The organism is Mesorhizobium sp. M0227 (assembly GCF_040321855.1).
Taxonomy (GTDB): domain Bacteria; phylum Pseudomonadota; class Alphaproteobacteria; order Rhizobiales; family Rhizobiaceae; genus Mesorhizobium.
The window spans coordinates 95,473-117,460 of record NZ_JAMYSJ010000006.1 but is presented as its reverse complement, the minus strand read 5'-3'; the positions used below and the strand labels follow the sequence as shown (position 1 = coordinate 117,460).

Sequence of the window (21,988 nt, the reverse complement as noted above, 5' to 3'; positions counted from 1 at the left end):
CGGCGTCCGGAAAAGAGAAATGCGTGCCCGCTCTCATCCCTTGCCGGCTCCGGCCAATTTCGGGCCGATCACCATGATGGTCGGCTCGGTGGTCAGCAGCTTCTTCGCCGCCGCCTTGACCTGATCGAGCGTCACCGCGTTGATGTAACCGGTCCGGCGCTGCATGTAGTCGATGCCGAGATCGTCGAGCTGCAGTTCGACCAGCGTCGAGGCGATGGCGCTGGACGAGTCCAGATTGTTGATGGCGTAGGCGCCGATCATGTATTTCTTGGTGGCCGCCAGTTCCGCTTCGGTCGGGCCTTCTTCGGCCAGTCGCTTGACCACGTCGCGGATGATGCCCAGCGTTTCGGAAGCACGGTCGGAGCGGGTGCCGGTGCTGACGATCAGCGCGCTGGCGTGGTCCTGGTTGATGAGCGAGGAGTTGACGCTGTAGGCCAGCCCGCGCTTCTCGCGCACCTCCTGGAACAGGCGCGAGGTGAAGGTGCCGCCGCCAAGAATCTCGTTCATCAGCACGGCGGGGAAGAAATCCGCCGCCTTGCGTTTCACGCCGGGAAAGGCGAGCTGCAGGGAGGTCTGCGGCAGGTCGTAGTCGACCTCGATATGCTGCGCCAGCTTCGGGTCGATATCGGCCACCGGCCTCAGCGCCTGGTTTTGCGGCAGGTCGCCGAACACCATGTCGAGCTTCTTCTTCAGCGTCTCCGCGTCGATGGCGCCGACAACGGCGACACGCAGCCCGCCGCGCGCGAACACCGCTTTGTGCAAGGCATTGAGATCATCGCGCGTGATGGTGGCGATGCTTTCCTTGGTGCCCTGGTCGGAGCGGGAATAGGGATGATCGCCATAAAGCGCTCGCGCCCATTTGTTCTGCGCCACCGTGTCGGGATCGTTTTCGCCGGCGACGATGCCGGACAGGATTTGGGCGCGGATGCGGTCGATCGGCAGCTGGTCGAAGCGCGGCTCGTTGACCGCCAGCCGCAACAGGTCGAAGGCCTGGTCGCGCTGCTCGGCCAGCATGCGCATCGAGCCGTAGATGCCGTCGCGGCTCTCGTCGAAGCTCATCTCGGCGCCGGCATCGTCGAGCTTGATCTGGAAGTCTTCGCTGTCGAGCGGGCCGGCGCCTTCGTCGAACAGGCCGGTCATCAGATTGGCCAGCCCTTCCTTGCCGACCGCATCCTGCGTCGAGCCGCCGCCGAAGACGAAGCGGATGGCGACAACCGGCACGGAATAGTCCTCGACCAGCCAGGCGGTGATGCCCTTTGGCGAGGTGACGGACTGGATGTCCATGGCCCGCGCGGTGAGTGCCGGCAGGATGAGGAAGAGGATGGAGAGAAGTAAAGTGATCAGCGGGGCGATGGCGCGGCTCGGGGTGGTCGTTCCAAACGAACAATTGTCGAAGTCGGCGCCGCCCCTCATCGCCCTGCCGGGCACTTCTCCCCGTATAGTGACGGGGAGAAGGAGGCTGGCCGCAACCTCGGCTTCCGTCTTGCAACCATGGTGACTGGCGAAACCGGCGATGACGGCGCCCCTCTCCCCGTCACTGTACGGGGAGAGGATGCCGGCAGGCAGGTGAGGGGCAGCGCCAACGCTCGATCTCTTCATCAAATCAATTCCCCGCCTGTTGCTGCGGCAGCAAATAACCGGTGGTCGACCGGGCGAGCACGAGATAGCGCGCGGCGACGGCCTTGACCTCGTCTGTCGTGACCTTGCGGATGCGGTCCGTCCACTGCTGGACGTCCTGCACATTGCCGCCGGTGGCCAGCGTCGAGCCATAGATGTTGGCCATGGAATCCTGCTTGTCGCGGGCAAAGGTCATCGATCTGACATAGCGGTCCTTGGCCTTCTCCAGCTCCGATGGCGTGACGCCATCCTTGACGATGCGCACCACTTCGGCATCGACCGCCGCTTCGACGTCGGAGATTTTGGCATCCCCGCGCGGCGCGCCATAGACGGTGAAGTTGGTGTCGTCGAGCATGGTGCCCTGGAAAAAGGCGCCGGCGCTGGATGCGATACCTTGCTGGACGACGAGCGCCTGGTAGAGCCGGCTGCGATTGCCGCCGCCAAGGATCTCCGCCAAGAGGTCGAGCGCTTCCGCCTCGCCCGGCTTGCCGGTGTGATAGGACGGCACCACCCATTGGGTGGAAAAGCTCGGCACGCTGACGCGGGCATCGGCGAGCGTCACCGTGCGCTTGGTGTTCTGCTCCGGCTCGACCGGGCGTATGCGCGGCGGCAGATCGGGGCCGCGCGCCACCTTGCCATAGGTCTTTTCGGCCAGCGCCCGCACCGTGTCCGGTTCGACATCGCCGGCAACGATCAGCACCGCGTTGTTGGGCCGGTAATATTTGTCATAGAAGGCGACAGCGTCGGCGCGGTTCAGCTGCTGCATCTCCTGCATCCAGCCGATGACCGGGATGCGGTAGGGCTGGTTCTGCCACAGCGCCGCATCGACCTCCTCGTCCAGCACGGCCTCGGGGCTGTTGTCGATGCGCGAGCGGCGCTCCTCGAGGATGACATCGCGCTCGGTCTTGATGACATCGTCGGTGAGGATGAGATTGCGCATACGATCGGCCTCAAAGCTCATCATCAGCTCGAGTGCCGACGGCGCCACCGTCTCGTGGAAAGCGGTGTAGTCGTAGGAGGTGAAGGCGTTGTTGGAGCCGCCGATATCGGAGATGGCGCGGTCGAACTCGCCCGCCGCATGATTGGTCGTCGCCTTGAACATCAGATGTTCGAAGAAATGCGCAATGCCGGATTTGCCGGGCGGCTCGTCGGCGCTGCCGATCTTGTACCAGACCATATGGGTGACGATCGGCGCACGGTGGTCGGGAATGACGACCACCTCCATGCCGTTATCGAGCAGGAAATCCGTGACCTTGAACTCGGCCGGAACCGTGTTGGGCAAGACGGGGCTCTCGGCCGCCACCGGGCTGGTCATGACAAAAGCCAAAGAGGACGCCAACAGCGTTCCGCGCAGCCATTCAATCCTGGATGTCATCAACGGCTCCGGTTCTGTCTGCAGACGATAGGCAAGGTACTGGCGACAAGCAAAGTTAATTGTTGGTCATTTTAGAGGCGGAGCTCGGTTCCTCGTCCCCGTGAAGCGGGGGAGAGGAACCGCCAATCGCGATGGCGTATCAGGCCGCCTCGATAAAGCGGATGACGGTCTCGCCGTAGTTGCGCTCGTCCAGCACCGAAAAACCGTGACCCGGCTCGAAGGGCGCCACTGCCGCCTCTTCGACCACGCACAGCGCGCCGGGGCGAAGCCAGCCGCCGGCTTTCGCCGACTGCAAGGCGCGCTCGCCAAGGCCCTTGCCATAGGGCGGGTCGGCAAAGACGAGGCCGAACGGCGCCAGCGTGCCGGCCTCGCCAAGGCCGGTGGCATCGCGGCGGAAGATCTTGGTGCGGCCGGTCAGGCCGAAGGCCTCGACATTGTCGCGGATCAGGCCACGGCCTTCGGCCGATTCCTCGATGAAGACGCCATAGGAGGCACCGCGCGACAGGGCTTCCAGCCCGAGCGCACCGGTGCCGGCGAACAGGTCGAGCACACGCGCGCCGTCCAACTGCTCGGCAAAGCGATGCGCCAGCACGTTGAAGACCGCCTCGCGGGTGCGATCGGTCGTCGGCCGGATGGCGTCGCTGCGCGGCGTGGCCAGCGGACGCCCGCGAAACTCACCGCCGACGATCCGCATTACTTGCCCTTGGGGCCGCCGCGCGGCCGCTCACCGCGTGTGCTGGTCGGACGGTCGCCGCGCGGCTTGCCGAACGGCTTTGCGCCGGCCGGTTTGCCATAGGTCGGTTTGAACGATGCCTTTCGCGCCTTTGCTTCAGCGGCCTTGGCTGCGTCTGCATCGGCCCTGCCCTTGCCGATCGGCCGCGCGCCCGGTGCCATCCAGACATTGGCCTTGCGCTGGCCGGGCGGCTCGATCGGCCGCTGCTCGCGCTCGGACTTTTTCCCGCCGCCCGGCTTGCCGCCAAAAGCACCACGCGGCTTGTCGCCGAAGCCGCCGCGCGGTTTGTCGCCAAAACTGCCGCGTGGCTTGTCGCCAAAGCTGCGTTCGGGACGCGGGCCGCGTTCGCCAAAACTCTTCTCCGCGCTTCTGTCAGGGCTTGTCGACAGCTTGCCCAGAGCCTCGTCGCGGCTGCCTTCGCGGCGTTTGCGGTTCTTGATCAAACCGCCCTCGCCGATCGGGCGGCGCTCACCGTCGCGGGTGAATTTCGGCCGCTCCGGCTCCGGCTCGCGAACTTCGGTGCGCCGCACCGGCTTGTTGGAAAATGGCTTGGTGACATCGGCGTCGAAATTGGCGCCGGATTCTTCGACCAGGCGCTCGCCAAGCTGATCGCGCAACACCCTGCCCTTGATCTCCAGCACATGGCCCTCGGCGAGGTCATCGAGCTGGAATGGCCCGTAGGAGATACGGATCAGCCGCGTCACGTCGAGGCCAAGCGAGCCCAGGATATTCCGGACTTCGCGGTTCTTGCCCTCGCGCAAGCCGATCGTCAGCCAGGCATTGGTGCCTTGCTCACGGTCGAGCGTCGCTTCGATGGCACCGTAGAACACGCCGTCGACGGCAATGCCTTCACGCAGGCCGGCAAGCGCGCTTTCCTCGACCTTGCCGTGGACGCGCACGCGATAGCGGCGCAGCCAGCCGGTGGCCGGCAGTTCGAGCACGCGCGACAGGCCGCCATCATTGGTGAGCAGCAGCAGGCCTTCGGTGTTGATGTCGAGCCGGCCGATGGTCATCAGCCGCGGCAATTCAGCCGGCAGCACGTCGAAGACGGTCTTGCGGCCCTCGGGATCGCGGTTGGTGGTGACGACGCCGGCCGGCTTGTGGAACAGGAACAGCCGGGTGCGCTCGATCGGCGGGATTTCCATGCCGTCGAGATGGATGATGTCATCAGGCATCACGTTGAAGGCCGGTGAAGTCAGGGCGCGGCCATTGACCTTGACGCGGCCGGCAGCGATCAGCTCCTCGGCATCGCGGCGCGAGGCCAGGCCAGCGCGTGCCAGCCGCTTGGCGATGCGCTCGCCTGCCTCTTCCGCGCCCTCGGCGGGACGCGGGCGTGGCTGGAAGCTGCCGCCTGCCGCGCCTTGCGGCCGATCGTTGAAATCCCGCTTCGGCCGGTCGCCGAAATCGCGCTTGGGGCGGTCGGCGAAGTCACGCTTCGGGCGATCGCCGGCGTCGCGCGGCGCGCGGTCACTGAAATCACGCTTGGGACGGTCGAAACGCTTTTCGCCGCCCGCTGCCGCCGCAGCCGGTCGGTCGCCCCGCGGTGCATAGGGCTTGCGCGGCCCCTCGCGCTTTTCATAGGGCTTGCGCTCGCCTTCGGCGGCCACCGGGCGATCGCCGCGCGGTGCGTAGGGCTTGCGTGGTCCTTCGCGCTTCTCATACGGTTTGCGCTCACCCTCGGCGGCCATCGGGCGGTCGCCGCGCGGTGCGTAGGGCTTGCGCGGCCCTTCGCGCTTCTCAAAAGGCTTCCCTTCGGGTCGCGGGCCTTTGCTGAAAGGCTTGTCGCCGCCCTTGAAATCGCGCTTCGGCCGCTCGCCATCGGCGGCCATCGGCCGATCGCCACGCGGTGCGTAAGGCTTCTTGGCGCCAAAGGACGGCTTGCCGCCCTTGCCGGCGGCGCCATCACGGCTGCGCGGTCCCGCGGCTTTCGGCCCACTCTTGGCCGGACCCTTCCTGGGTCGGAATTTCTTGTCGTTGTCGTCCATGTGGCCTTTATCCGTTTGCGCTGCTACAGCGTGGCGCATCCTTTCGGGCGCGCAACGAACGCTGTAGCACTTTTGATGTGGCGCATGATCATTTTCGAAAACCGAGTCCCGATTTTCGAGGTCCTGCGCTCAATAACAGGATCACCGTCAGGTGGCGAGGAGATAATCAGAGTGGAAATCGCGTGAAGCGGCCCGATTTCATGGCGCTGGCGCTGAAGGAGGCCGAGGCTGCCGCCTTGCGAGGCGAAGTGCCGGTCGGCGCCGTCATCGCCAACGGCGCTGGTGTTGTCGCCAGCGCCGGCAACCGCACACGCGAACTTGCCGACCCGACCGCGCATGCCGAGATGCTGGTCATCCGCGAAGCTTGCCGCAAACTGTCGGCCGAACGGCTGACCGGCCATGATCTCTATGTGACGCTGGAACCTTGCGCCATGTGCGCCGGCGCCATTTCCTTCGCCCGGCTGCGCCGGCTTTATTTCGGTGCCGCCGACGACAAGGGCGGCGCGGTGGTCAATGGCGTGCGCTTCTTCGCATCGCCAACCTGCCACCACAGGCCCGACATCTATCCAGGCATGGGCGAGACCGAGGCGGCCTTGTTGCTCAAAGGATTTTTCCGGGAACGGCGCGGCTGAGCCGGGCGCCCTTCGGCAAGAAATAAGAAAGAAGCGGTTTTTACAGGGACGGCATCCAGTCGAACCAGCCGCTGCCCTTCTTGCCTTCCGCCTCTTTCTTGAGACGGCGTTCCTTCTTGTACTCGTCCTCGCCAAGCTCGTTCTGCGGCGCCGTGCCGGCCGCGACACGATACTGCACTGGAGGCTCGCTCAGATATTTGCGGGTGTTCGGATCGCCCTGCTTGCTGTCGGCAAGGCGGCGCTGGATCTCGGCGGCGCGACCCTTGTCGGAATCGGCCGGTGTCCATGCCGGCGGGTGGCTCGAGCCTGATTCCGCCATTGCCCTCTTCACCGAGGCCGGATCGGTCTGCACGTCGTCGACGATCTCCGACTGGTAAGCCGGGTCGTTCTGATGGGCGGTGGCGTCGGCGCGCAGGCGGGCGCGGCGCTGCTCGGGCGATTCGGGCCATTCGGCGCTCGCCGTCTCGATGCTGTCCTGCGGGGCCGGCAGCGCTTCCTTCTGGCCTGGCGCCGGCTTCACAAGCGTCGGACGCGGCTTGTAGTCGATCTGTTCCTTGCGCTTCGGCGCGAATGAAAAGGCACCTGAAATATCGCCGGCCAGCTGTTCGCCGGCGGTCTTGTCGGTGCCGTAGGTCGGAGAGCCCATGCAGCCGGACAAAGCGAGGCCCGACGCGACAAGCGGCGCCAGCAGCGCCAAGCGCGCATTATATCTCTCGGTCATGCCAAAAAGTCCCACTCTAGACAGCCTCTCGATTGCCGCCGGCCTTGTGGCCGGTCCCCATCGTCCAAGCACTTGCGACGGAAATCCGGCGACAATTTGTCTTCCGGAGTTTCGCGTGTTTACCTCAACCACTCGTTAAGGGCAACGCGCGGGCGGTTTTCGCCCGCCCGGCGTGGCATTTGTGCACCGATCCAGCCGACTAACCGTTAAAGTCGGCCAAGCGTCTTCAATTCATGCAGCACCGCCGCATCCCTAGCCGAAACATCCGGGAATTCCGGATCCTGGCCGACATCGGCGGTGTAGCGCCAGGAGCGTGCACATTTTAACAGGCCACGATCCTCGGCCTTCTCGACCACCACGGCGACACCCTTGACGTCGTCGATCGCGAAGGCACCAGCCGGTGCCTCGCCATGAGCGATGACCAGATCGCTGGTGATCGCCATCTCGGCCATGTCGACATCTGAAATCGCCGCTTCGAGCGCTGCGTCGTTGATTGTGACGACCGGCACCGCTTCCAGCGACGATCCGATCACCTTCTGGGCGCGCGCGATCTCCAGCGCGCCGGTGACGACGCGCCGCACTTGCCGCACCTGGCGCCACTTTTCCGCCAGCGCCTCGTTCTTCCAGTCCGCCGGGATTTGCGGGAACTGGTCGAGATGCACAGAGACGGCGTCGGGATGACGGTCAAGCCAGGCCTCCTCCATGGTGAAAGGCAGCATCGGCGCCAGCCATTTCACCAGGCAATCGAAGAGATGGCGCACCACCTGCACCGAAGCCTTGCGCTTCAGGCTCGTCGGCGCGTCGCAGTAGAGCGCGTCCTTGCGGATGTCGAAATAGAACGCCGACAGCTCGACCACCATGAAATCGAGCAGCATGCGGGTGATGCGCTTGAATTCGAAGGCGTCGTAGCCCGAACGCACGACCTCATCGAGCTCGGCCAGCCGGTGCAGCATCAGCCGCTCCAGCTCCGGCATTTTCTCCATCGGCACCTCTTCGCCATCGTCATGGGCAAGCGTACCCAGCATCCAGCGGATGGTGTTGCGCAGTTTGCGGTAGGCGTCGATGTTGGTCTGCAGCACGTTCTTGCCGAGCCGCTGGTCCTCCCAGTAGTCGGTCGTCACCACCCACAGACGCAGGATATCGGCGCCCGACTGCTTGATGACGTCCTGCGGCACCACGGTGTTGCCCAGCGACTTTGACATCTTGCGGCCATCCTCGTCCATGGTGAAACCATGGGTGACGACGGTGTCGTAAGGCGCCCTGCCCCTGGTGCCGCAGCTCTCCAGCAGCGACGAATGGAACCAGCCGCGATGCTGGTCGGAGCCTTCGAGATAGACGTCGGCCGGCCATTTCAGGTCAGGACGATCCTCCAGCGTGAAGGCATGCGTCGAGCCCGAATCGAACCAGACGTCGAGGATGTCCATCACCTGCTTCCACTTCGAAGCGTCGTGATTGCCAAGGAAACGCTCCTTGGCATCAGCCGCGAACCAGGCGTCGGCGCCCTCCTTCTCGAAGGCGTCCATGATGCGCTGGTTGACCGCTTCGTCCTTCAGCACATTGCCGTCGGCATCGGCGAAGACGGCGATCGGCACGCCCCAGGCGCGCTGGCGCGACAGCACCCAGTCCGGGCGCTCCTCGATCATGGCGCGGATGCGGTTCTGGCCGGCGGCGGGCACGAAGCGGGTGTCGTCGATGGCCTTGAGCGCCCGGCTGCGCAACGTCGAGCCATCGCCGAGGTCCTTGTCCATGTAGACGAACCATTGCGGCGTGTTGCGGAAGATGATCGGTTTCTTGGACCGCCAGGAGTGAGGGTAGCTGTGCTTCAGCCGGCCACGCGCGAACAGCGCGTTGCGTTTGATCAACTCGTCGATGACGGCCTGGTTGGCGTTGCCCTTCTTGCCATTGTCATCGATGACGCGTGCCGGTCCACCCTCGCGGTCGGGGCCGAACCCCGGCGCGTCCTTGGTGAAGAAGCCGCCATCGTCGACGGTGAACGGGATGGCGGGATCGATGCCGCGTGTGCGCAGATCCACCGCCGCATCCATCCAGGCGTCAAAGTCCTCGCGGCCGTGACCGGGCGCGGTGTGGACGAAGCCGGTGCCGGCATCGTCGGTGACATGGTCGCCGACGAGCATGGGCACATCGAAATGATACCCTCCGTTTAACGCAAAAAACGGATGATCTAACGTTACGTTGGCAAGTTCCTCGCTTGTCACGGTGCGAAGTCGCTTAAAATTCACCTTGGCTTTGGCTGCGCTTTCATCGGCAAGCGCGTCGGCAAAGACCAGCTTCTCACCGGGCTGAGGGCCAAAGTCATTTTCGGCTGCCACGATCTCGTAAAGTCCGTAGGCAATGCGTGGCGAATAGGCTACCGCCCGGTTACCCGGGATCGTCCAAGGCGTTGTCGTCCAGATGACAACTGAAGCATGGGACAAACTGTGCGGCGGCTTTACGACAATTTTCCTGCCAGTTCGCTCACCACCTTCGTCCTCGACGTGTAAAATCGTATCCCCATCAGCAGACTGGATCGGAAACTTCACCCAGATCGTGTCGCTCTCATAGTCGTGGTACTCGATCTCGGCCTCGGCCAGCGCCGTACGCTCGACCACGCTCCACATCACCGGCTTGGAGCCGCGGTAGAGCTGGCCCGACATGGCGAATTTCAACAGCTCGCCGGCGATGCGCGACTCGGCATGGAAAGCCATCGTCGTATAGGGATTCTCGAAGTCGCCGATGACGCCGAGGCGCTGGAACTCGGCCCCCTGCACCGTGATCCAACCTGCGGCGAACTCACGGCATTCCTTGCGGAATTCGTTGACCGGCACCTCGTCCTTGTTCTTGCCCTTGGCGCGGTACTGCTCCTCGATCTTCCATTCGATCGGCAGGCCGTGACAGTCCCAGCCGGGCACATAGTTCGAGTCGTAACCGCGCATCTGGAACGAGCGGGTGATGACGTCCTTGAGGATCTTGTTCAGCGCATGGCCGATATGGATGTTGCCGTTGGCGTAGGGCGGGCCGTCATGCAGCACGTATTTCGTGCGGCCGGCAGCGCTCTCGCGCAGCTTGCGGTAGAGGTCCATGTCCTGCCAGCGCTTGACCAGCAGCGGCTCCTTCTCCGGCAAGCCGGCACGCATCGGGAAATCCGTCCGCGGCAGGTAAAGCGTCTTGGAATAGTCGATCGTTTCAGTTGTATCGGTCATTGGTCTGCCATGTGCATTGCCCGGCGGCAAAAGAGCTCGGGCGTTGAACTATACTTTTGCGCATGTCGTTTTCCCAAAACCGGGGCCACTTTTGGGCGACATTCCTGATGATCTGGAAAAAGCGCGAGAGGCCGCGCGCAGAATTCCCGGCGGTTCCGGCGACCCTCAGGCCGCCCGGAACACCGGGCCGGTAATTCGTATCGTCAGCACGCGAAGGCGCAAAAAGCTCGTCATTGGTGGGCTTTTAGCGGAGATAGACGCAGGAATAAAGCGTCTCTCGTTCGATTCACCTACATCGTGAAATCGAAGCGGTAGGTGGTCGACACACCAATCATAAACTGGTTGCGGTCGCCACGCTCCTTGACCAGGCTGGAATCGGCCGCCGGTCCCATCAGGCGCGAATATTCGCCAAACAGGCTGGCGGTCATCGGCTCGGTCACCTTCCAGGTTATGGCGCCGCCAAGGCCGGTCGATTTCAGCCCGCCACCGGGATGATATTCGCTCAAGCCCGAAGCCACCGCTTCCTGCGCGTTGACGCCATAATAGGCGTCGAAATAGTTGCCTGAGGCGAAGGAAACACGCGGTCCTCCCGAAATCCTGACGGTTGGCGTCACATCGTAGAAGGCGTCGGCGGCAATGTCGGCGACAAAGCCGTTGTGGGCGCGAATGCCATGGCGCAGCTCGGCGCGGGCGCGCAGCCAGTCCGTCGGATAGAATTCGAAGAAGCCGCCGACTTCCCCGCCCCAGCGCACCGGATCGAGGCCCTTCAGCTCATCGGCGTTGTCATCGTCGCGGGAAAACAGGAACTTGCCGGTCAGGCCGGCGCGGACACCGCCATCATCGACCAGCGCCAGCGAGATGTTGTCGTTGCGCGAGACAAAGCGGGCGGCAGGTCCGGCCTTGCCCAGCGAAATGATCGGCGAGGCGCTGAGCAGGTACTTCTTGCCGCCCTCGAAATTCGGCGCCACCATGCCAGTGGCGCCAACGGTCAGATACCAGTCGCCGGACAGCCAGCTGCCCTCGCCCGCATTGGCAACGCCCGCGCCACCCAGCATCGCAGCGGCCAACACCAGAGAGATTCTTCCGACCGGACTCATGGCCACTCCACTAACACAACACACACGGTTACCGACGACAGCTTTGACGGCCGTTTGGTAAAATTTGATTTAAACCCGAGACATACGCTCGCGCTTTGCTGCGATCCGGCTGCCGGTCATCGACTGGACGTTGGCCCGCGCCCGGATTACCTTCCATTCGCAGTATTCCGCAGCCCTCGATGGAGACCGCGACAATGACCCTGCATGGCGACGCCTTGAAAATCGCGATCGAACAGACACGGACAAAATGGGGATGGTTTGTCGCGCTCGGTGTGCTGCTGCTCATCTTCGGCGGCATTGCCTTTGCCAATCTGTTCGTCGCCACGGTGGCTTCCGTCTACGTCGTGGGATGGCTGATGCTGATGGCGGGCATCATCGAGATCGTGCATGCGTTCGGCGTCAAGACCTGGAGCCGCTTCTTCTACTGGCTGCTCAGCGGACTGCTGTACGCCGTTGCCGGCTTCTTCGCTTTCGGCAATCCGTTGCTTGCCTCGGCGGTGCTGACGTTCCTGCTGGCGATCGCGCTGGTCGCGTCAGGGGTGCTCAGGGCCTGGGTCGGCTACAGCCATCGGCCGGAACGCGGCTGGGGCTGGATCGTCGCCGCCGGTGTCATCAGCGCCCTTGCAGGTCTGATCATCGCCATGGGCTGGCCGGTCAACAGCCTGTGGGTGCTCGGTCTGTTCCTTGCGATCGATCTGATCTTCCAGGGCTGGACCTTCATCGCCGTCGGCCTCGCGCTGAAAAAATAGCCGGGATCACGCCTGGACTCAAAAAGCCATGGCCGCGTCGAGATCGGAGAGCGGCTTGACGCCGGCAAGCAGCGCGCGTGCCTCGGCTTCATCGCGCTTCATCTGCGCGACCAGCGCATCGAGCCCTTCGAACTTCACCTCCGGGCGCAGGAAACCGAAGAAGGAAACCTGACAGACCTCGCCATAGAGGTCTTCGGAGAAGTCGAAGACGAAGGTTTCAAGCAGCGACGCGCCATTGTCGTCGACCGTCGGGCGACGGCCGAAGCTGGCGACGCCGTCGTGAAGCGTGCCGTCGGCGCGGCGGAAGCGGACGGCATAGATGCCCTCCTTGAGTGCGGCTTCAGCCGACAGCCTCATATTCGCGGTTGGAAAGCCAAGGGTGCGGCCAAGCTGCTGTCCGCCGACCACCTCGCTTTCGACGGTGAAGCGGTAGCCGAGCAGACCGGCGGCTTCAGCCACCTCGCCCTCGCCCAGCAATCCGCGGATGCGGCTGGACGACACCACCTCGGCGCCCTCGTCCCGGAAGGCGTCGACGAGCGTGACGCCGAAGCCATGACGTTCGCCGGCCGCCATCAGGTAGGCCGGGCCGCCTTGACGATCCTTGCCGAAGTGGAAATCGAACCCGGTCACGGCGTGGGTAATGCCAAGGTTCGTTTCCAGCACATCCGTCACGAACGCTTCCGCCGACAGCGAGGCGAAGTCGCGCGTGAACGGCTGTTCGACCAGCGCGGCAAAGCCCAGCAGCGACAGGAGCCTCGCCTTCATCGGCGGCGGCGTCAGCACGAACAACGGGATATCAGGCCTGAAGATCTTGCGCGGATGCGGTTCGAATGTCAGCACCAGGGCCGGCACTCCACGCCGTCCGGCCTCGGCAGAGGCCCGCTCGAGCACCGCCTGATGGCCGCGATGGACGCCATCGAAATTGCCGATCGCCACCACGCCGCCGCGCAGGTCGGCGGGAAGCGGCGCGGTTGCCAGGATGCGTTGGAAGGCTGCCATCGTCACCTACCGAAGTCTGGGAATGACGGCCACCGGACCATAGCCATGCTTTTCCAGGAACGCCGCCAGTCTTGCCGGGTCCGGGTACAGGGCATCGCCATAGTCGCGGGCATGGATGCCGCCGGAGACATAAAGAACATCGAAGCCATTGTCGGCGGCGCCCTTCACATCGGTCATCATGCCGTCGCCGATGGCCAGCACCTGGCCGCGCTCGACCGGCTGGCCAAGAATCTCGGCGACCTCTTTCATCGCGAGATTGTAGATCGGCGCGTAAGGTTTTCCAGCGATCAATGTGCGGCCGCCGAGCTGGGCGTAGTCACGCGCCAGCGCGCCGGCACACCATATGATGCGTTCGCCGCGCTCGACCACGATGTCGGGATTTGCGCAGATGAAAGGCAGGTTCCGGGCGCGCAGCCGCCGCAGGAGCTCCGTGTAATCCTCGGGGTTTTCGACCTCGTCGTCGAACAGGCCGGTGCAGACGATGCCGGACGCCTCGAACTCCTCGACAAGCTCGACGTCGAGACCTTCATAGAGGGTGAAGTCCCGGTCGGCGCCGATATGGAAAATCTTGCGCGGCCCTTCGGCGATCAGATCCCGCGTCACGTCGCCTGAGGTAACCACCCGGTCGTAGGCTGACGGTGGAACACCGATCGCGTTCATCTGCGCCACGACATCGGCACTTCTGCGCGGCGAATTGGTGATGAGGACGACGGGGATTTTCGCCTCTCGAGCCCTTGCCAATGCCGAGGCCGCCGCCGGGAAATGCGTTTCACCATTGTGCACCACGCCCCAGACGTCGCACAGGATTGCCGAATAGGCCTTCGACACGTCTTCGAGCGAGCTGATGATTTCAGGCGAATCCGCCATGCCGTTTCCTTCAGTCATGATCGTTGCGATCGCCGCGACCGACGGTTCGCCGCAGCCGGTTCGGATTAGCCGAACCGCCCCGGCCTGTCATCAGCTTTCGCCAGGCACGATTGGTTAGCGGTTGGTGAAGCGCTGCCCCGGCAATCGAGCGATTTCCCAAACACGGCCTTCAGCGTTTTGTGGAAAGCTGGCATTGATCGAGAATCCGCCGGCGGGGGCCGCTGCAAGACATGCATGGACTTTGGCGTCAGTTCTGCCGCGACCAACGCGGCAACTATGCTCTTATGACCGTCGTCGCGATGGTTCCGCTCATGGGCGCCCTGGCGATGGCCGTCGACTTCACCGAGATGAGCCGCGAAAAACAGGCGGTTTCGAATGCGCTCGATGCCGCAAACTTCGCCACGGCGCGCCGGCTGACGGAAGGTGCTACCGACGACCAGTTGAGAGCCTATGCGCTCGATTTCTTCAATGCCAACCTCAACAAGATCAACCCTGCCAACACGACGCTCAGCGTCACCTTGCCAAGCAACACCGCCGGCGGGGGCTTGCTCAAGATGAGCGCGCGGCTTGACTACAAGCCCTATTTCTATCCGGTCTTCGGTCAGCTCGTCGGCAAATCCGAAACCGACGCCAACCAGAAGATCAGCTTCAACGTCTCCTCGGAAGTGCGGCTGAAGAACACTCTTGAAGTCGCCCTGGTGCTCGACAATTCCGGGTCGATGACCAAGACCGGAACGGGCTCGGGGCAAACGCGGATCGACCTTCTCAAGACCGCGGCCAAACAGCTGGTCGACACGCTGGCCCAGCAGGCGGCGATGATCAAGCAGGTCGACAGGCCGGTGCAGTTCGGCCTCGTGCCGTTTGCCGCCTCGGTCAATGTCGGACCCGGCAACGGTAACGCGTCCTGGATGGACACCGAAGGACTGTCGCCGGTATCGAACGAGAATTTCGACTGGTCGACGCTGAACGCGGTCGACAAATACGCCCAGCAGACCAACGGTATCTGGTACAAGCGCGGCACCGGATGGGGTACCGGCGAAGGCCAGATGCTGACCCGGTTTTCGCTCTACCGAGACATGAAGGTCGTCACCAACCATGAGCGTGTCACCAACAGCAAGCGCGTGGTTTGCGACGAATACAACTCGAACAACACCTGCAAACGCGACCACGACGAATACGACTACATCGATTCCTATGGCCCGTTCGCCAGTTGGCAGGGTTGCGTCGAGGCCAGGCCCTATCCCTACAATGTCAACGACGCGGCGCCTTCCGGCGGCTCTGCGAACACCGGCATAGGGATTGGCGATCCGGCGACGATGTTCGTGCCGATGTTCGCCCCTGACGAACCCGGCAACCATTGGAAGATCACTCAGGATCCGGATGAGGCCGCGCCGACGGCCTATGGCGCTATCAACAGCTGGTGGAATGACGACCCGACAAGCAGCACCGGCCAATCCCGGTTGCGCAACATGGCCAAATATTTCCAGCCGCGGCCGATCAATGCGCCGGCGCTGGCCGCCGGCAACGGGCCGAACTACAGCTGCTCCACCAACCCGATCACGCCGCTGACCGATGTCAGCGTTGCCACTGGGCTCACGGCGATCAAGGCCGCGATCGACCTGATGAAGCCCGATGGCGGCACCAATGTTCCCGAAGGCATCGCCTGGGGATGGCGCGTGGTTTCGAGCGGCGAGCCCTTCACGCAAGGACGCCCGGAAACCGAGAGGGGCAACGACAAGGTCGTGATCGTGCTGACCGACGGCGCCAACACCTACTACACGCCTTCCTCGCTCGGCTATTCCGACCCCGCCGATTCGAAGTCGACCTATGCGTCCTTCGGCTATCTCAAACCCGGCTACAACGGCACGTCGGTGGGCCGCCTGTTCATGGGCACATCGAGCACCATTGGCCAATTCGATTATTCTAACGGCAATTATACCAACGCGCTCAACGAGCAGATGGCGACGCTTTGCAACAACGCCAAGGCAGCCAACATCATGGTGATGACTGTGGCGCTCGATCTGTCGACGACTAAAATCGCCGACCAGCAGGCGATCGAGGCGCTGAAATCCTGCTCGTCGAACTCGCGCTTCCGCAAGGATCCAACGGACGCGAGCAAGCCGGCAAAACTGTTCTGGAACGCCACCGGCGCCAGCTTGTCGAACGATTTCAAGGAAATCGGCAACGAACTGTCGAACCTGCGCGTCGTCGGCTGATCCGTAGGCACCGGCGGCTAGCTGGAACAACGGCTGGCGCCGCCATGCACTTGCGCGCGCCTGCCGGGACAGGCACATGTTGGCCGCCTGCCGGATCGTGCATCCATTCGCGGCGCGCTGGGGAAGAACAGATGCCCGAAACGGCCAATCATCTCGCCTTCGCGCTGGTCTGCCTCGGCATGGTGCTGACGCCTGGCCCCAACATGATCTATCTGATCTCGCGTTCCCTGTCGCAGGGGCCGAAGGCGGGGCTCATCTCGCTTGGCGGCGTGGCACTCGGCTTTGTCTTCTATGTGCTGGCGGCGGCGTTCGGCATCACCGCGCTGCTGCTCGCCGTGCCCTACGCCTATGACGCGCTGCGCTTTGCCGGCGTGCTCTATCTCCTGTGGCTGGCCTGGCAGGCGGTGAAGCCGGGCGGACGCTCGCCGTTCGAAGTGCGCGAATTGCCGAGGGACAGGCCGCGCAAGCTTTTCGCCATGGGCCTGATGACGAATCTGCTCAATCCGAAGGTGGCCGTGCTCTATCTGTCGCTGTTGCCGCAGTTCATCAGCCCCGGCAAAGGCCACGTCCTGTCGCAGCTACTGGTGCTCGGCGCGACGCAGATTTCGATCAGTCTCAGCGTCAATGCCGTCATCGCGGTGACGGCCGGCTCGATCGCCACCTTTCTCGCCGGACGGCCTTTGTGGCTGGTCATCCAGCGCTGGATGATGGGCACCGTGCTGGCGGCACTTGCGCTGAAGATGGCGACAGAGGCGCAGCGCTGAATTCGCCTTGGACGATGATCGCGAGCTGAGCTAGAAACGTCAGGGCGCCAGCAGCTGCACGAATTTCTCCGCGGCTGGCGAACGATTGGCCCTTGCAAGACTGACAACGAGCAGCCGCCTCTGAACACAAGGAACAATGGGAATTCGACACACGCGAGCGTCTCCTTCCGGAGTGGAAAGCTCAGGCATCAGTGTCACACCGATCCCCTGCGACACCATTTCCACCAGGGCAGCCGTATCGCGAACCGTAAGGACAACCTTAGGCGAGATGTTCACGGATGCGAAGAGCTGACGGATGACCGGCTCGCAACCAGAGCCCGACATGATGAAATTCTCGTCGGCCAGGTCGCACAATTTGACGCGCGCCGTCGCTGCTAGCGGGTGGTCGCAAGCAGCAAGAAAGACGAAATCATCCTCCAGGACTACATCCCCGACAGTTTCGGCTGATTGTTCGGAGGTCAGGCCGACGTCAACGACTGCTGTTTCAACCCATTCCAGAACCTCATGATCGGTTCCTTCCAGCAAAACCAGTTCGACGCCGGGGAAAAGCCGCTGGAAGCGGGCAAGTATTTGCGGCAGCAAACGCTCTACCGCGCTTGCCACGCTTCCAATGCGCAACCGCCCGGTCTGAGCGCCTGAAGCTGCGGCGCTCCTTTGCTGGATTCGCTCGATGGCCAGAACGGCCTCTCGCGCATCCTGAAGCACTGCTTGTCCAATTTCCGTCGGAAACACCCCGTTCTTGCCGCGAACCAGAAGCTTCACTCCAAGAACGCCTTCAAGGCTTCTCATCGCCTGGCTTGCGCCCGACTGCGTCATGCCGATCCGCGTAGCGGCCGTCGAAAAGCTCGCGTCTTCGACAATCATGGTCAGAACCCGCAGCTGAGCGAGAGTGATATTAGTGATAGTCATGATAGATATCATCCGAATGCATTTTACTTATGCATCTCCGATAACGCATCTGGAAGCTCACTTCAATTCATAGGAGCTCTCATGACACAACGACTCGCATTGGCGCTGATCGGTGAATACACGCCATCTTTCGAACCACACGCCAAGATGGACGAAGCGCTGGATCATGCCGGGTCCACGCTCGGTATCCAGTACGAACACCAGTGGATTTCGACCGAAGAACTGATCACCGGGGTCAGCGACAAGCTGGCACCTTTTGATGCGATCTGGATCGCTCCAGGCAGCCCGTACAGGAGCATGAATGGCGCTCTGAATGCCATCCGGCATGCCAGGGAAAACGAAATTCCTGCTTTGGGAACCTGCGGCGGTTGCCAGCATATGGTCGTCGAATATGCCCGCAACGTGCTGGGTTTCCAGGACGCCGAGCATGCGGAATACGATCCCTATGCTTCCACCCTGTTCGTCACACAGCTGACCTGTTCACTCGTTGGGCAAACCATGGACGTATTTCTGACGCGAGGGAGCCGGGCAGCGCGGATTTATGGACAAACGAACACGAAAGAGCGCTACTATTGCAACTTCGGCATCAATCCAGCCTACCAGAAAGAACTGGACGCCGGCGGCTTTCACATTGTCGGCACGGATTCGAATGGCGAGGCTCGCGTCCTCCTGCTGCCATCCCACCCATTCTACCTTGCCACGCTCTTCGTGCCGCAGCTGACGTCGACAAAGCAGCACCCGCATCCAATCATTGTCGCCTTCCTGGAAAGCGCCCGGTCAAGACCGCGCGCCGCGTTTTGGGGCGGTGATGTTTCCCAGCTCAATCGCTGAACGGCCTATCGTCGTTGAGTGATTGCAAGAAGTTAGCGACAGCGCACCCTACATCGGCCGCCTTGTCTGCTGCGCCCGCTCGGGCTCGACCACCTTGCGGTAGAGATGCCAGGTGGCATGGCCGAGCACCGGCATGACGACGGCTAGCCCGGCAAACAGCGGGATGGAACCGATCACCAGAAGCACGGCGACCAGCAAGCCCCACAGCGCCATCTGCAGCGGGTTGGCCATTACCGCCCGGGCCGAGGTCTCGATCGCCGAAACGGCGCCGACGTCACGGTCGAGCAGCAGCGGGAAGGCAACCACGGTGGTGGCCAGCACGATTACGGCAAAGACAAAGCCCGCGGCATTGCCGGCAAGGATCAGCGTCCAGCCCTTGCTGGTGGTCAGCACGTCGCGGATGAAGCCACCGATCGAGGCCGGCGGCTGGTCGCCGAACAGGCCGGTGTAGATCGATTGCGCGGTGTAGAGCCATAACAGGAACAGCGCCACCAGCATGATCCCGATGACGGCGATCGACGGAACCGCGGACGAGCGCCGCACATCAAACGCGTGCCGCCAGGAGGTGTTCATGCCGAGTTCGCGCCGGCGGCTGATCTCGTAAAGGCCGAGCGCCGCAAAGGGCCCGACCAGCGCGAAACCCGACATCAGGGGATAGATGAGCTGGATGGCGTTGGCCCCGGACGTCCACTGCGTCAGGATCAGGCCGACGATGGGATAGATCAAGCACAGGAACACATAGTGCGAAGGTTTTGCCCAGAAATCCTCGACGCCGAGGCGCAGCGCATCCCAAAGGTCCGACGTGGTGATGCGGCGCACCGTTGGCTGCACATGCATTCCACGTGCGTCCGCCATGACATGAAAGCCGGCCATAACCTTCCTCCCGTGTGTCGGGGCGGTCACCGCCAGGATGGCCGCCAGAGCTGCCACTTCAAGAACGAGAGGCACTATAGCAGAGTTGGCGGCGATTGTCGCCGCGTCAATTGCCTGGGGAGCAACTCCTCGTAGTGTTCAACTCTCCGTATGACCTCTCATATGGCGTACCTTGGCGGTCCTTCATTTTGACCAATCATTGTGCTGCATTTTAGCATTTACGCATTTTAGCATTTACTTAAATTGCTCGTAGGGATCTTTGGCGTATCACCTGAGCTTTACGAAGTTCGGCGAGGAACTATGTTCGCATTGAAAGGCTTCTGGTCTTCGGAGCGTGGCAACTTTGCCATAACGACCGCCATCGGGATGCTGCCGATAATGATTGGTTTGGCCGGCGCCGTTGATCTGATCGGCACGAGCCATGACGCCTCGCAACTACAGAACTCGCTTGACGCGGCGGGGCTCGCCATCGGCACGAAGTTCTCTCCCGATATGGCGGCCGGCGATGTCCAGCAGCTTGGGCTGCAATTCTTCGCCGCCAATATGAGCGTGGCCGACCAGCAGGAATATCTGGGCAGCGTCTCCGCTTTCGCGGCAACGGCAAGCGGCAGCCCAAGCGCCTACTTTATCTCGCTGTCGTCCAGCATAAGCCGCCCAAGCTTCATCAGCGCCTCGGCCCCCTGGCAGGCCTACCGCTCGGCCTCGGTCAAGATAAAACCTGGCGCGCAGGCCTGCGTGCTGGCGCTCGATCCGCATGCGTCCGCCGCCGTGAACCTGCAGGGCTCGACCAACGTCTCGATGGACAATTGTGTGATCGCGGCGAACTCGGACGCCCCCGATTCCGTGAACAGGGGCGGCTCCGCCCTGGTTTCAGCGGGCTGTGTCTCAACTGTCGGCGGCACCAGCGGGCTGTTGCCACCCAGCGCCAGTCTCGCCTGCGGAACGCCGCACGAACATCGGTACGCATCCTTTGATCCGCTGGCCGACGTCGTTCCTCCCCCTTACACATTGTGTTTGCCGGTCCCGAACGGCAAAACCTACACGCTGTCGCCAGGCACTTATTGCGACAAGACATTGTCGGGAAACATCACGCTTAATCCGGGCGTCTACATCATGCGCGGCACCACCATAAAGCCAGGGGGAAACGGCAGCCTGACTGGCCAGGGCGTGACCATATTCCTCATGGAAAGCGCTCAGATCTACATAAATGCCAATGAGAAGGTGAACCTTTCCCCGCCCACCAGCGGCCCTTATGCCGGTATCACCATTTTTCAGGATCACGGCAACACGTCTGCTCTGACATTGAATGGCGGCGCAAATTCCGTGATCAGCGGTTTTATCTACGCGCCGGACGCGCCCATTTCCTACGCCGGCAACTCTGATATGAGCGCCCAGGGCAACTGTCTCAGGCTTGTCGGCAATACGATACAGATGACCGGAAACTCGTCCGTCAAGTCGGACTGCGCGGCGGCGCTCGGAAATCGCACAATGTATGCCGATCGGATGATCACTCTGGTGAAATGAGAAACGACAGGCGGCCCAAGCGGTCGCGTTGAGAAAAATGGCGGTCGCGTTTAACAATGCCGGAGTGCGGCGACCGCACTCCGGCAGATCAGTGCCTCTCACAAAGGCACATCCTGGTTGAAAATGGGGTATCGCTACGATTGCGCCGGTGCAGCGAAGCGATCGATCACCTCAGTCAGGGGGACGTGGCCAAGGCAGGCGCCAGAACCGGCGGGCTGTTCGCCATCCTCGACAGCCAGGGCATAACGCACGGCCGGATCGGCTTCGATGCGAAGGCGCAATCCGGCCAGCTTGGGATAGGCAGCGCCGTCGATCGCCTGGTGAAATTCCGCCCAGCGTGCCACGCCGATCAGCGTGGTATCGGCAAGAGTCAGCCCGTCGCCGACCAGGAAATCCGTATCGGCGATCATCGCCTCGAGCCGATCATGACGTTCCGCAACGGCCTTGCGGCCGAAGGCGCGCAAGGTCGCCTTCAGCGCCGGTTCATCCGCCGCCATTTCCCATGCCACCCAGAGCGGGCTGAAGGCGGCGGTGAAGCCGGTGTTCACGAAGGCCATCAGCTGGTGCATGCGGTCGGCTTGCGGCGTGCGCGGTTCGAAGCTGATGCGACGCTGTGTGTCGCGGGCTTCGAGCCATGCGGCGATGGCCATTGTCTCGGTGAGCACCCGGCCTTCGTCGGTGATCAGCACCGGCGTTTCCTGACGGTCGTTGATGCTGGCATAGGCATCGTTTTTCATCTCGGTGAGCATGTCGACGCGGCACAGGCGATAGGGTTGCCCGACGCGTTCGAAGGCAGCGACGAGCCCCATCGAGCTTCCCGCCGGGAAGCCATAAAGCAGGATAGGTTCCATTTGTTTTCTTCCGTGATTGAGGAGATCACGCCGCGCAGCGAAACT

Annotated in this window: 19 protein-coding genes; 7 read left to right on the top strand and 12 right to left on the bottom strand. The window is 62.8% G+C overall.

Annotated features, from left to right (window positions below; all coding sequences use genetic code 11):
• Positions 1–33: 33 nt before the first annotated feature.
• The 4 genes from NKJ00_RS10905 to NKJ00_RS10890 form a co-directional block, all read right to left on the bottom strand.
• Positions 34–1,413 (bottom strand): M16 family metallopeptidase, encoded by a 1,380-nt coding sequence (locus tag NKJ00_RS10905; RefSeq protein ID WP_502906407.1) that lies wholly within the window; start codon positions 1,411–1,413, stop codon positions 34–36.
• 190 nt (positions 1,414–1,603) lie between these two features.
• Positions 1,604–2,992, bottom strand: coding sequence for a M16 family metallopeptidase (locus NKJ00_RS10900; protein WP_352629698.1), 1,389 nt, complete (start codon positions 2,990–2,992; stop codon positions 1,604–1,606).
• 139 nt (positions 2,993–3,131) lie between these two features.
• Positions 3,132–3,686 carry a 16S rRNA (guanine(966)-N(2))-methyltransferase RsmD gene (rsmD, locus tag NKJ00_RS10895; RefSeq protein ID WP_352629696.1) on the bottom strand — a complete coding sequence of 185 codons (555 nt, stop codon included), beginning with the start codon at positions 3,684–3,686 and terminating at the stop codon, positions 3,132–3,134.
• Positions 3,686–5,710: a pseudouridine synthase gene (locus tag NKJ00_RS10890; RefSeq protein WP_352629694.1), complete on the bottom strand. Its 2,025-nt coding sequence runs from the start codon at positions 5,708–5,710 to the stop codon at positions 3,686–3,688. Before NKJ00_RS10890 ends, rsmD begins: the two co-directional genes overlap by 1 nt.
• Positions 5,711–5,892: 182 nt before the next feature.
• Here NKJ00_RS10890 and NKJ00_RS10885 point away from each other — a divergent pair, with 182 nt between their 5' ends.
• A complete protein-coding gene (locus tag NKJ00_RS10885; protein WP_023813544.1) occupies positions 5,893–6,342 on the top strand; it encodes a nucleoside deaminase in 450 nt (149 codons plus the stop codon).
• A 40-nt stretch (positions 6,343–6,382) separates the two neighbouring features.
• On the opposite strand, the gene NKJ00_RS10880 is transcribed toward NKJ00_RS10885, so the two are convergent.
• Together NKJ00_RS10880 and ileS are read right to left on the bottom strand one after the other, a co-directional pair.
• A complete protein-coding gene (locus NKJ00_RS10880; protein ID WP_023813543.1) occupies positions 6,383–7,063 on the bottom strand; it encodes a hypothetical protein in 681 nt (226 codons plus the stop codon).
• Between the two features lie 206 nt (positions 7,064–7,269).
• Positions 7,270–10,263 (bottom strand): isoleucine--tRNA ligase, encoded by a 2,994-nt coding sequence (gene ileS, locus NKJ00_RS10875; RefSeq protein ID WP_352611819.1) that lies wholly within the window; start codon positions 10,261–10,263, stop codon positions 7,270–7,272.
• 43 nt (positions 10,264–10,306) lie between these two features.
• Between ileS and NKJ00_RS10870 the strand changes: the two genes are divergently transcribed.
• Positions 10,307–10,564: a hypothetical protein gene (locus NKJ00_RS10870; RefSeq protein ID WP_352629692.1), complete on the top strand. Its 258-nt coding sequence runs from the start codon at positions 10,307–10,309 to the stop codon at positions 10,562–10,564.
• On the opposite strand, the gene NKJ00_RS10865 is transcribed toward NKJ00_RS10870, so the two are convergent.
• Positions 10,554–11,360, bottom strand: coding sequence for a MipA/OmpV family protein (locus NKJ00_RS10865; protein WP_023813541.1), 807 nt, complete (start codon positions 11,358–11,360; stop codon positions 10,554–10,556). The two genes, NKJ00_RS10870 and NKJ00_RS10865, sit on opposite strands and share 11 nt — an antisense overlap.
• A 194-nt stretch (positions 11,361–11,554) precedes the next feature.
• Between NKJ00_RS10865 and NKJ00_RS10860 the strand changes: the two genes are divergently transcribed.
• A complete protein-coding gene (locus NKJ00_RS10860; RefSeq protein ID WP_023813540.1) occupies positions 11,555–12,109 on the top strand; it encodes an HdeD family acid-resistance protein in 555 nt (184 codons plus the stop codon).
• Positions 12,110–12,127: 18 nt separating this feature from the next.
• Here the strand turns inward: NKJ00_RS10860 and NKJ00_RS10855 are convergent, their stop codons facing one another.
• Together NKJ00_RS10855 and NKJ00_RS10850 are read right to left on the bottom strand one after the other, a co-directional pair.
• Positions 12,128–13,108 carry a bifunctional riboflavin kinase/FAD synthetase gene (locus tag NKJ00_RS10855; RefSeq protein WP_352629690.1) on the bottom strand — a complete coding sequence of 327 codons (981 nt, stop codon included), beginning with the start codon at positions 13,106–13,108 and terminating at the stop codon, positions 12,128–12,130.
• A gap of 6 nt (positions 13,109–13,114) precedes the next feature.
• Positions 13,115–13,975, bottom strand: coding sequence for a TIGR01459 family HAD-type hydrolase (locus NKJ00_RS10850; RefSeq protein ID WP_023813538.1), 861 nt, complete (start codon positions 13,973–13,975; stop codon positions 13,115–13,117).
• 230 nt (positions 13,976–14,205) lie between these two features.
• Here NKJ00_RS10850 and NKJ00_RS10845 point away from each other — a divergent pair, with 230 nt between their 5' ends.
• Together NKJ00_RS10845 and NKJ00_RS10840 are read left to right on the top strand one after the other, a co-directional pair.
• A complete protein-coding gene (locus NKJ00_RS10845) occupies positions 14,206–16,191 on the top strand; it encodes a TadE/TadG family type IV pilus assembly protein (RefSeq protein WP_023813537.1) in 1,986 nt (661 codons plus the stop codon).
• Between the two features lie 131 nt (positions 16,192–16,322).
• A complete protein-coding gene (locus NKJ00_RS10840; RefSeq protein ID WP_023813536.1) occupies positions 16,323–16,955 on the top strand; it encodes a LysE family translocator in 633 nt (210 codons plus the stop codon).
• Positions 16,956–16,994: 39 nt separating this feature from the next.
• Here the strand turns inward: NKJ00_RS10840 and NKJ00_RS10835 are convergent, their stop codons facing one another.
• A complete protein-coding gene (locus NKJ00_RS10835) occupies positions 16,995–17,864 on the bottom strand; it encodes a LysR family transcriptional regulator (protein ID WP_164892996.1) in 870 nt (289 codons plus the stop codon).
• Positions 17,865–17,945: 81 nt separating this feature from the next.
• Here NKJ00_RS10835 and NKJ00_RS10830 point away from each other — a divergent pair, with 81 nt between their 5' ends.
• Positions 17,946–18,695 (top strand): CTP synthase C-terminal region-related (seleno)protein, encoded by a 750-nt coding sequence (locus NKJ00_RS10830; protein WP_352629688.1) that lies wholly within the window; start codon positions 17,946–17,948, stop codon positions 18,693–18,695.
• A gap of 48 nt (positions 18,696–18,743) precedes the next feature.
• On the opposite strand, the gene NKJ00_RS10825 is transcribed toward NKJ00_RS10830, so the two are convergent.
• Positions 18,744–19,568, bottom strand: coding sequence for a DUF2189 domain-containing protein (locus NKJ00_RS10825; RefSeq protein ID WP_023813533.1), 825 nt, complete (start codon positions 19,566–19,568; stop codon positions 18,744–18,746).
• 300 nt (positions 19,569–19,868) lie between these two features.
• On the opposite strand from NKJ00_RS10825, the gene NKJ00_RS10820 reads away from it, so the two are divergent.
• Entirely contained in the window at positions 19,869–21,092 is a 1,224-nt protein-coding gene (locus tag NKJ00_RS10820; protein ID WP_128304793.1) for a TadE/TadG family type IV pilus assembly protein, read from the top strand.
• Between the two features lie 134 nt (positions 21,093–21,226).
• Here NKJ00_RS10820 and NKJ00_RS10815 read toward each other — a convergent pair whose 3' ends face one another.
• The gene (locus NKJ00_RS10815) at positions 21,227–21,943 is read right to left on the bottom strand and encodes a glutathione S-transferase family protein (protein ID WP_352629686.1); all 717 of its coding nucleotides are present in this window, start codon (positions 21,941–21,943) and stop codon (positions 21,227–21,229) included.
• Positions 21,944–21,988 lie beyond the last annotated feature (45 nt).

Bases quoted from the DNA above. Each gene is read 5' to 3' on its own strand.
- rsmD (WP_352629696.1), bottom strand. From the start codon at position 3,686: ATGCGGATCGTCGGCGGTGAGTTTCGCGGGCGTCCGCTGGCCACGCCG.
- NKJ00_RS10890 (WP_352629694.1), bottom strand. From the start codon at position 5,710: ATGGACGACAACGACAAGAAATTCCGACCCAGGAAGGGTCCGGCCAAG.
- NKJ00_RS10905 (WP_502906407.1), bottom strand. From the start codon at position 1,413: ATGAGGGGCGGCGCCGACTTCGACAATTGTTCGTTTGGAACGACCACC.
- NKJ00_RS10850 (WP_023813538.1), bottom strand. From the start codon at position 13,975: ATGGCGGATTCGCCTGAAATCATCAGCTCGCTCGAAGACGTGTCGAAG.
- NKJ00_RS10860 (WP_023813540.1), top strand. From the start codon at position 11,555: ATGACCCTGCATGGCGACGCCTTGAAAATCGCGATCGAACAGACACGG.
- ileS (WP_352611819.1), bottom strand. From the start codon at position 10,263: ATGACCGATACAACTGAAACGATCGACTATTCCAAGACGCTTTACCTG.
- NKJ00_RS10855 (WP_352629690.1), bottom strand. From the start codon at position 13,108: ATGGCAGCCTTCCAACGCATCCTGGCAACCGCGCCGCTTCCCGCCGAC.
- NKJ00_RS10825 (WP_023813533.1), bottom strand. From the start codon at position 19,568: ATGGCCGGCTTTCATGTCATGGCGGACGCACGTGGAATGCATGTGCAG.
- NKJ00_RS10900 (WP_352629698.1), bottom strand. From the start codon at position 2,992: ATGACATCCAGGATTGAATGGCTGCGCGGAACGCTGTTGGCGTCCTCT.
- NKJ00_RS10845 (WP_023813537.1), top strand. From the start codon at position 14,206: ATGCATGGACTTTGGCGTCAGTTCTGCCGCGACCAACGCGGCAACTAT.
- NKJ00_RS10820 (WP_128304793.1), top strand. From the start codon at position 19,869: ATGTTCGCATTGAAAGGCTTCTGGTCTTCGGAGCGTGGCAACTTTGCC.
- NKJ00_RS10865 (WP_023813541.1), bottom strand. From the start codon at position 11,360: ATGAGTCCGGTCGGAAGAATCTCTCTGGTGTTGGCCGCTGCGATGCTG.
- NKJ00_RS10835 (WP_164892996.1), bottom strand. From the start codon at position 17,864: ATGACTATCACTAATATCACTCTCGCTCAGCTGCGGGTTCTGACCATG.
- NKJ00_RS10880 (WP_023813543.1), bottom strand. From the start codon at position 7,063: ATGACCGAGAGATATAATGCGCGCTTGGCGCTGCTGGCGCCGCTTGTC.
- NKJ00_RS10815 (WP_352629686.1), bottom strand. From the start codon at position 21,943: ATGGAACCTATCCTGCTTTATGGCTTCCCGGCGGGAAGCTCGATGGGG.
- NKJ00_RS10840 (WP_023813536.1), top strand. From the start codon at position 16,323: ATGCCCGAAACGGCCAATCATCTCGCCTTCGCGCTGGTCTGCCTCGGC.
- NKJ00_RS10830 (WP_352629688.1), top strand. From the start codon at position 17,946: ATGACACAACGACTCGCATTGGCGCTGATCGGTGAATACACGCCATCT.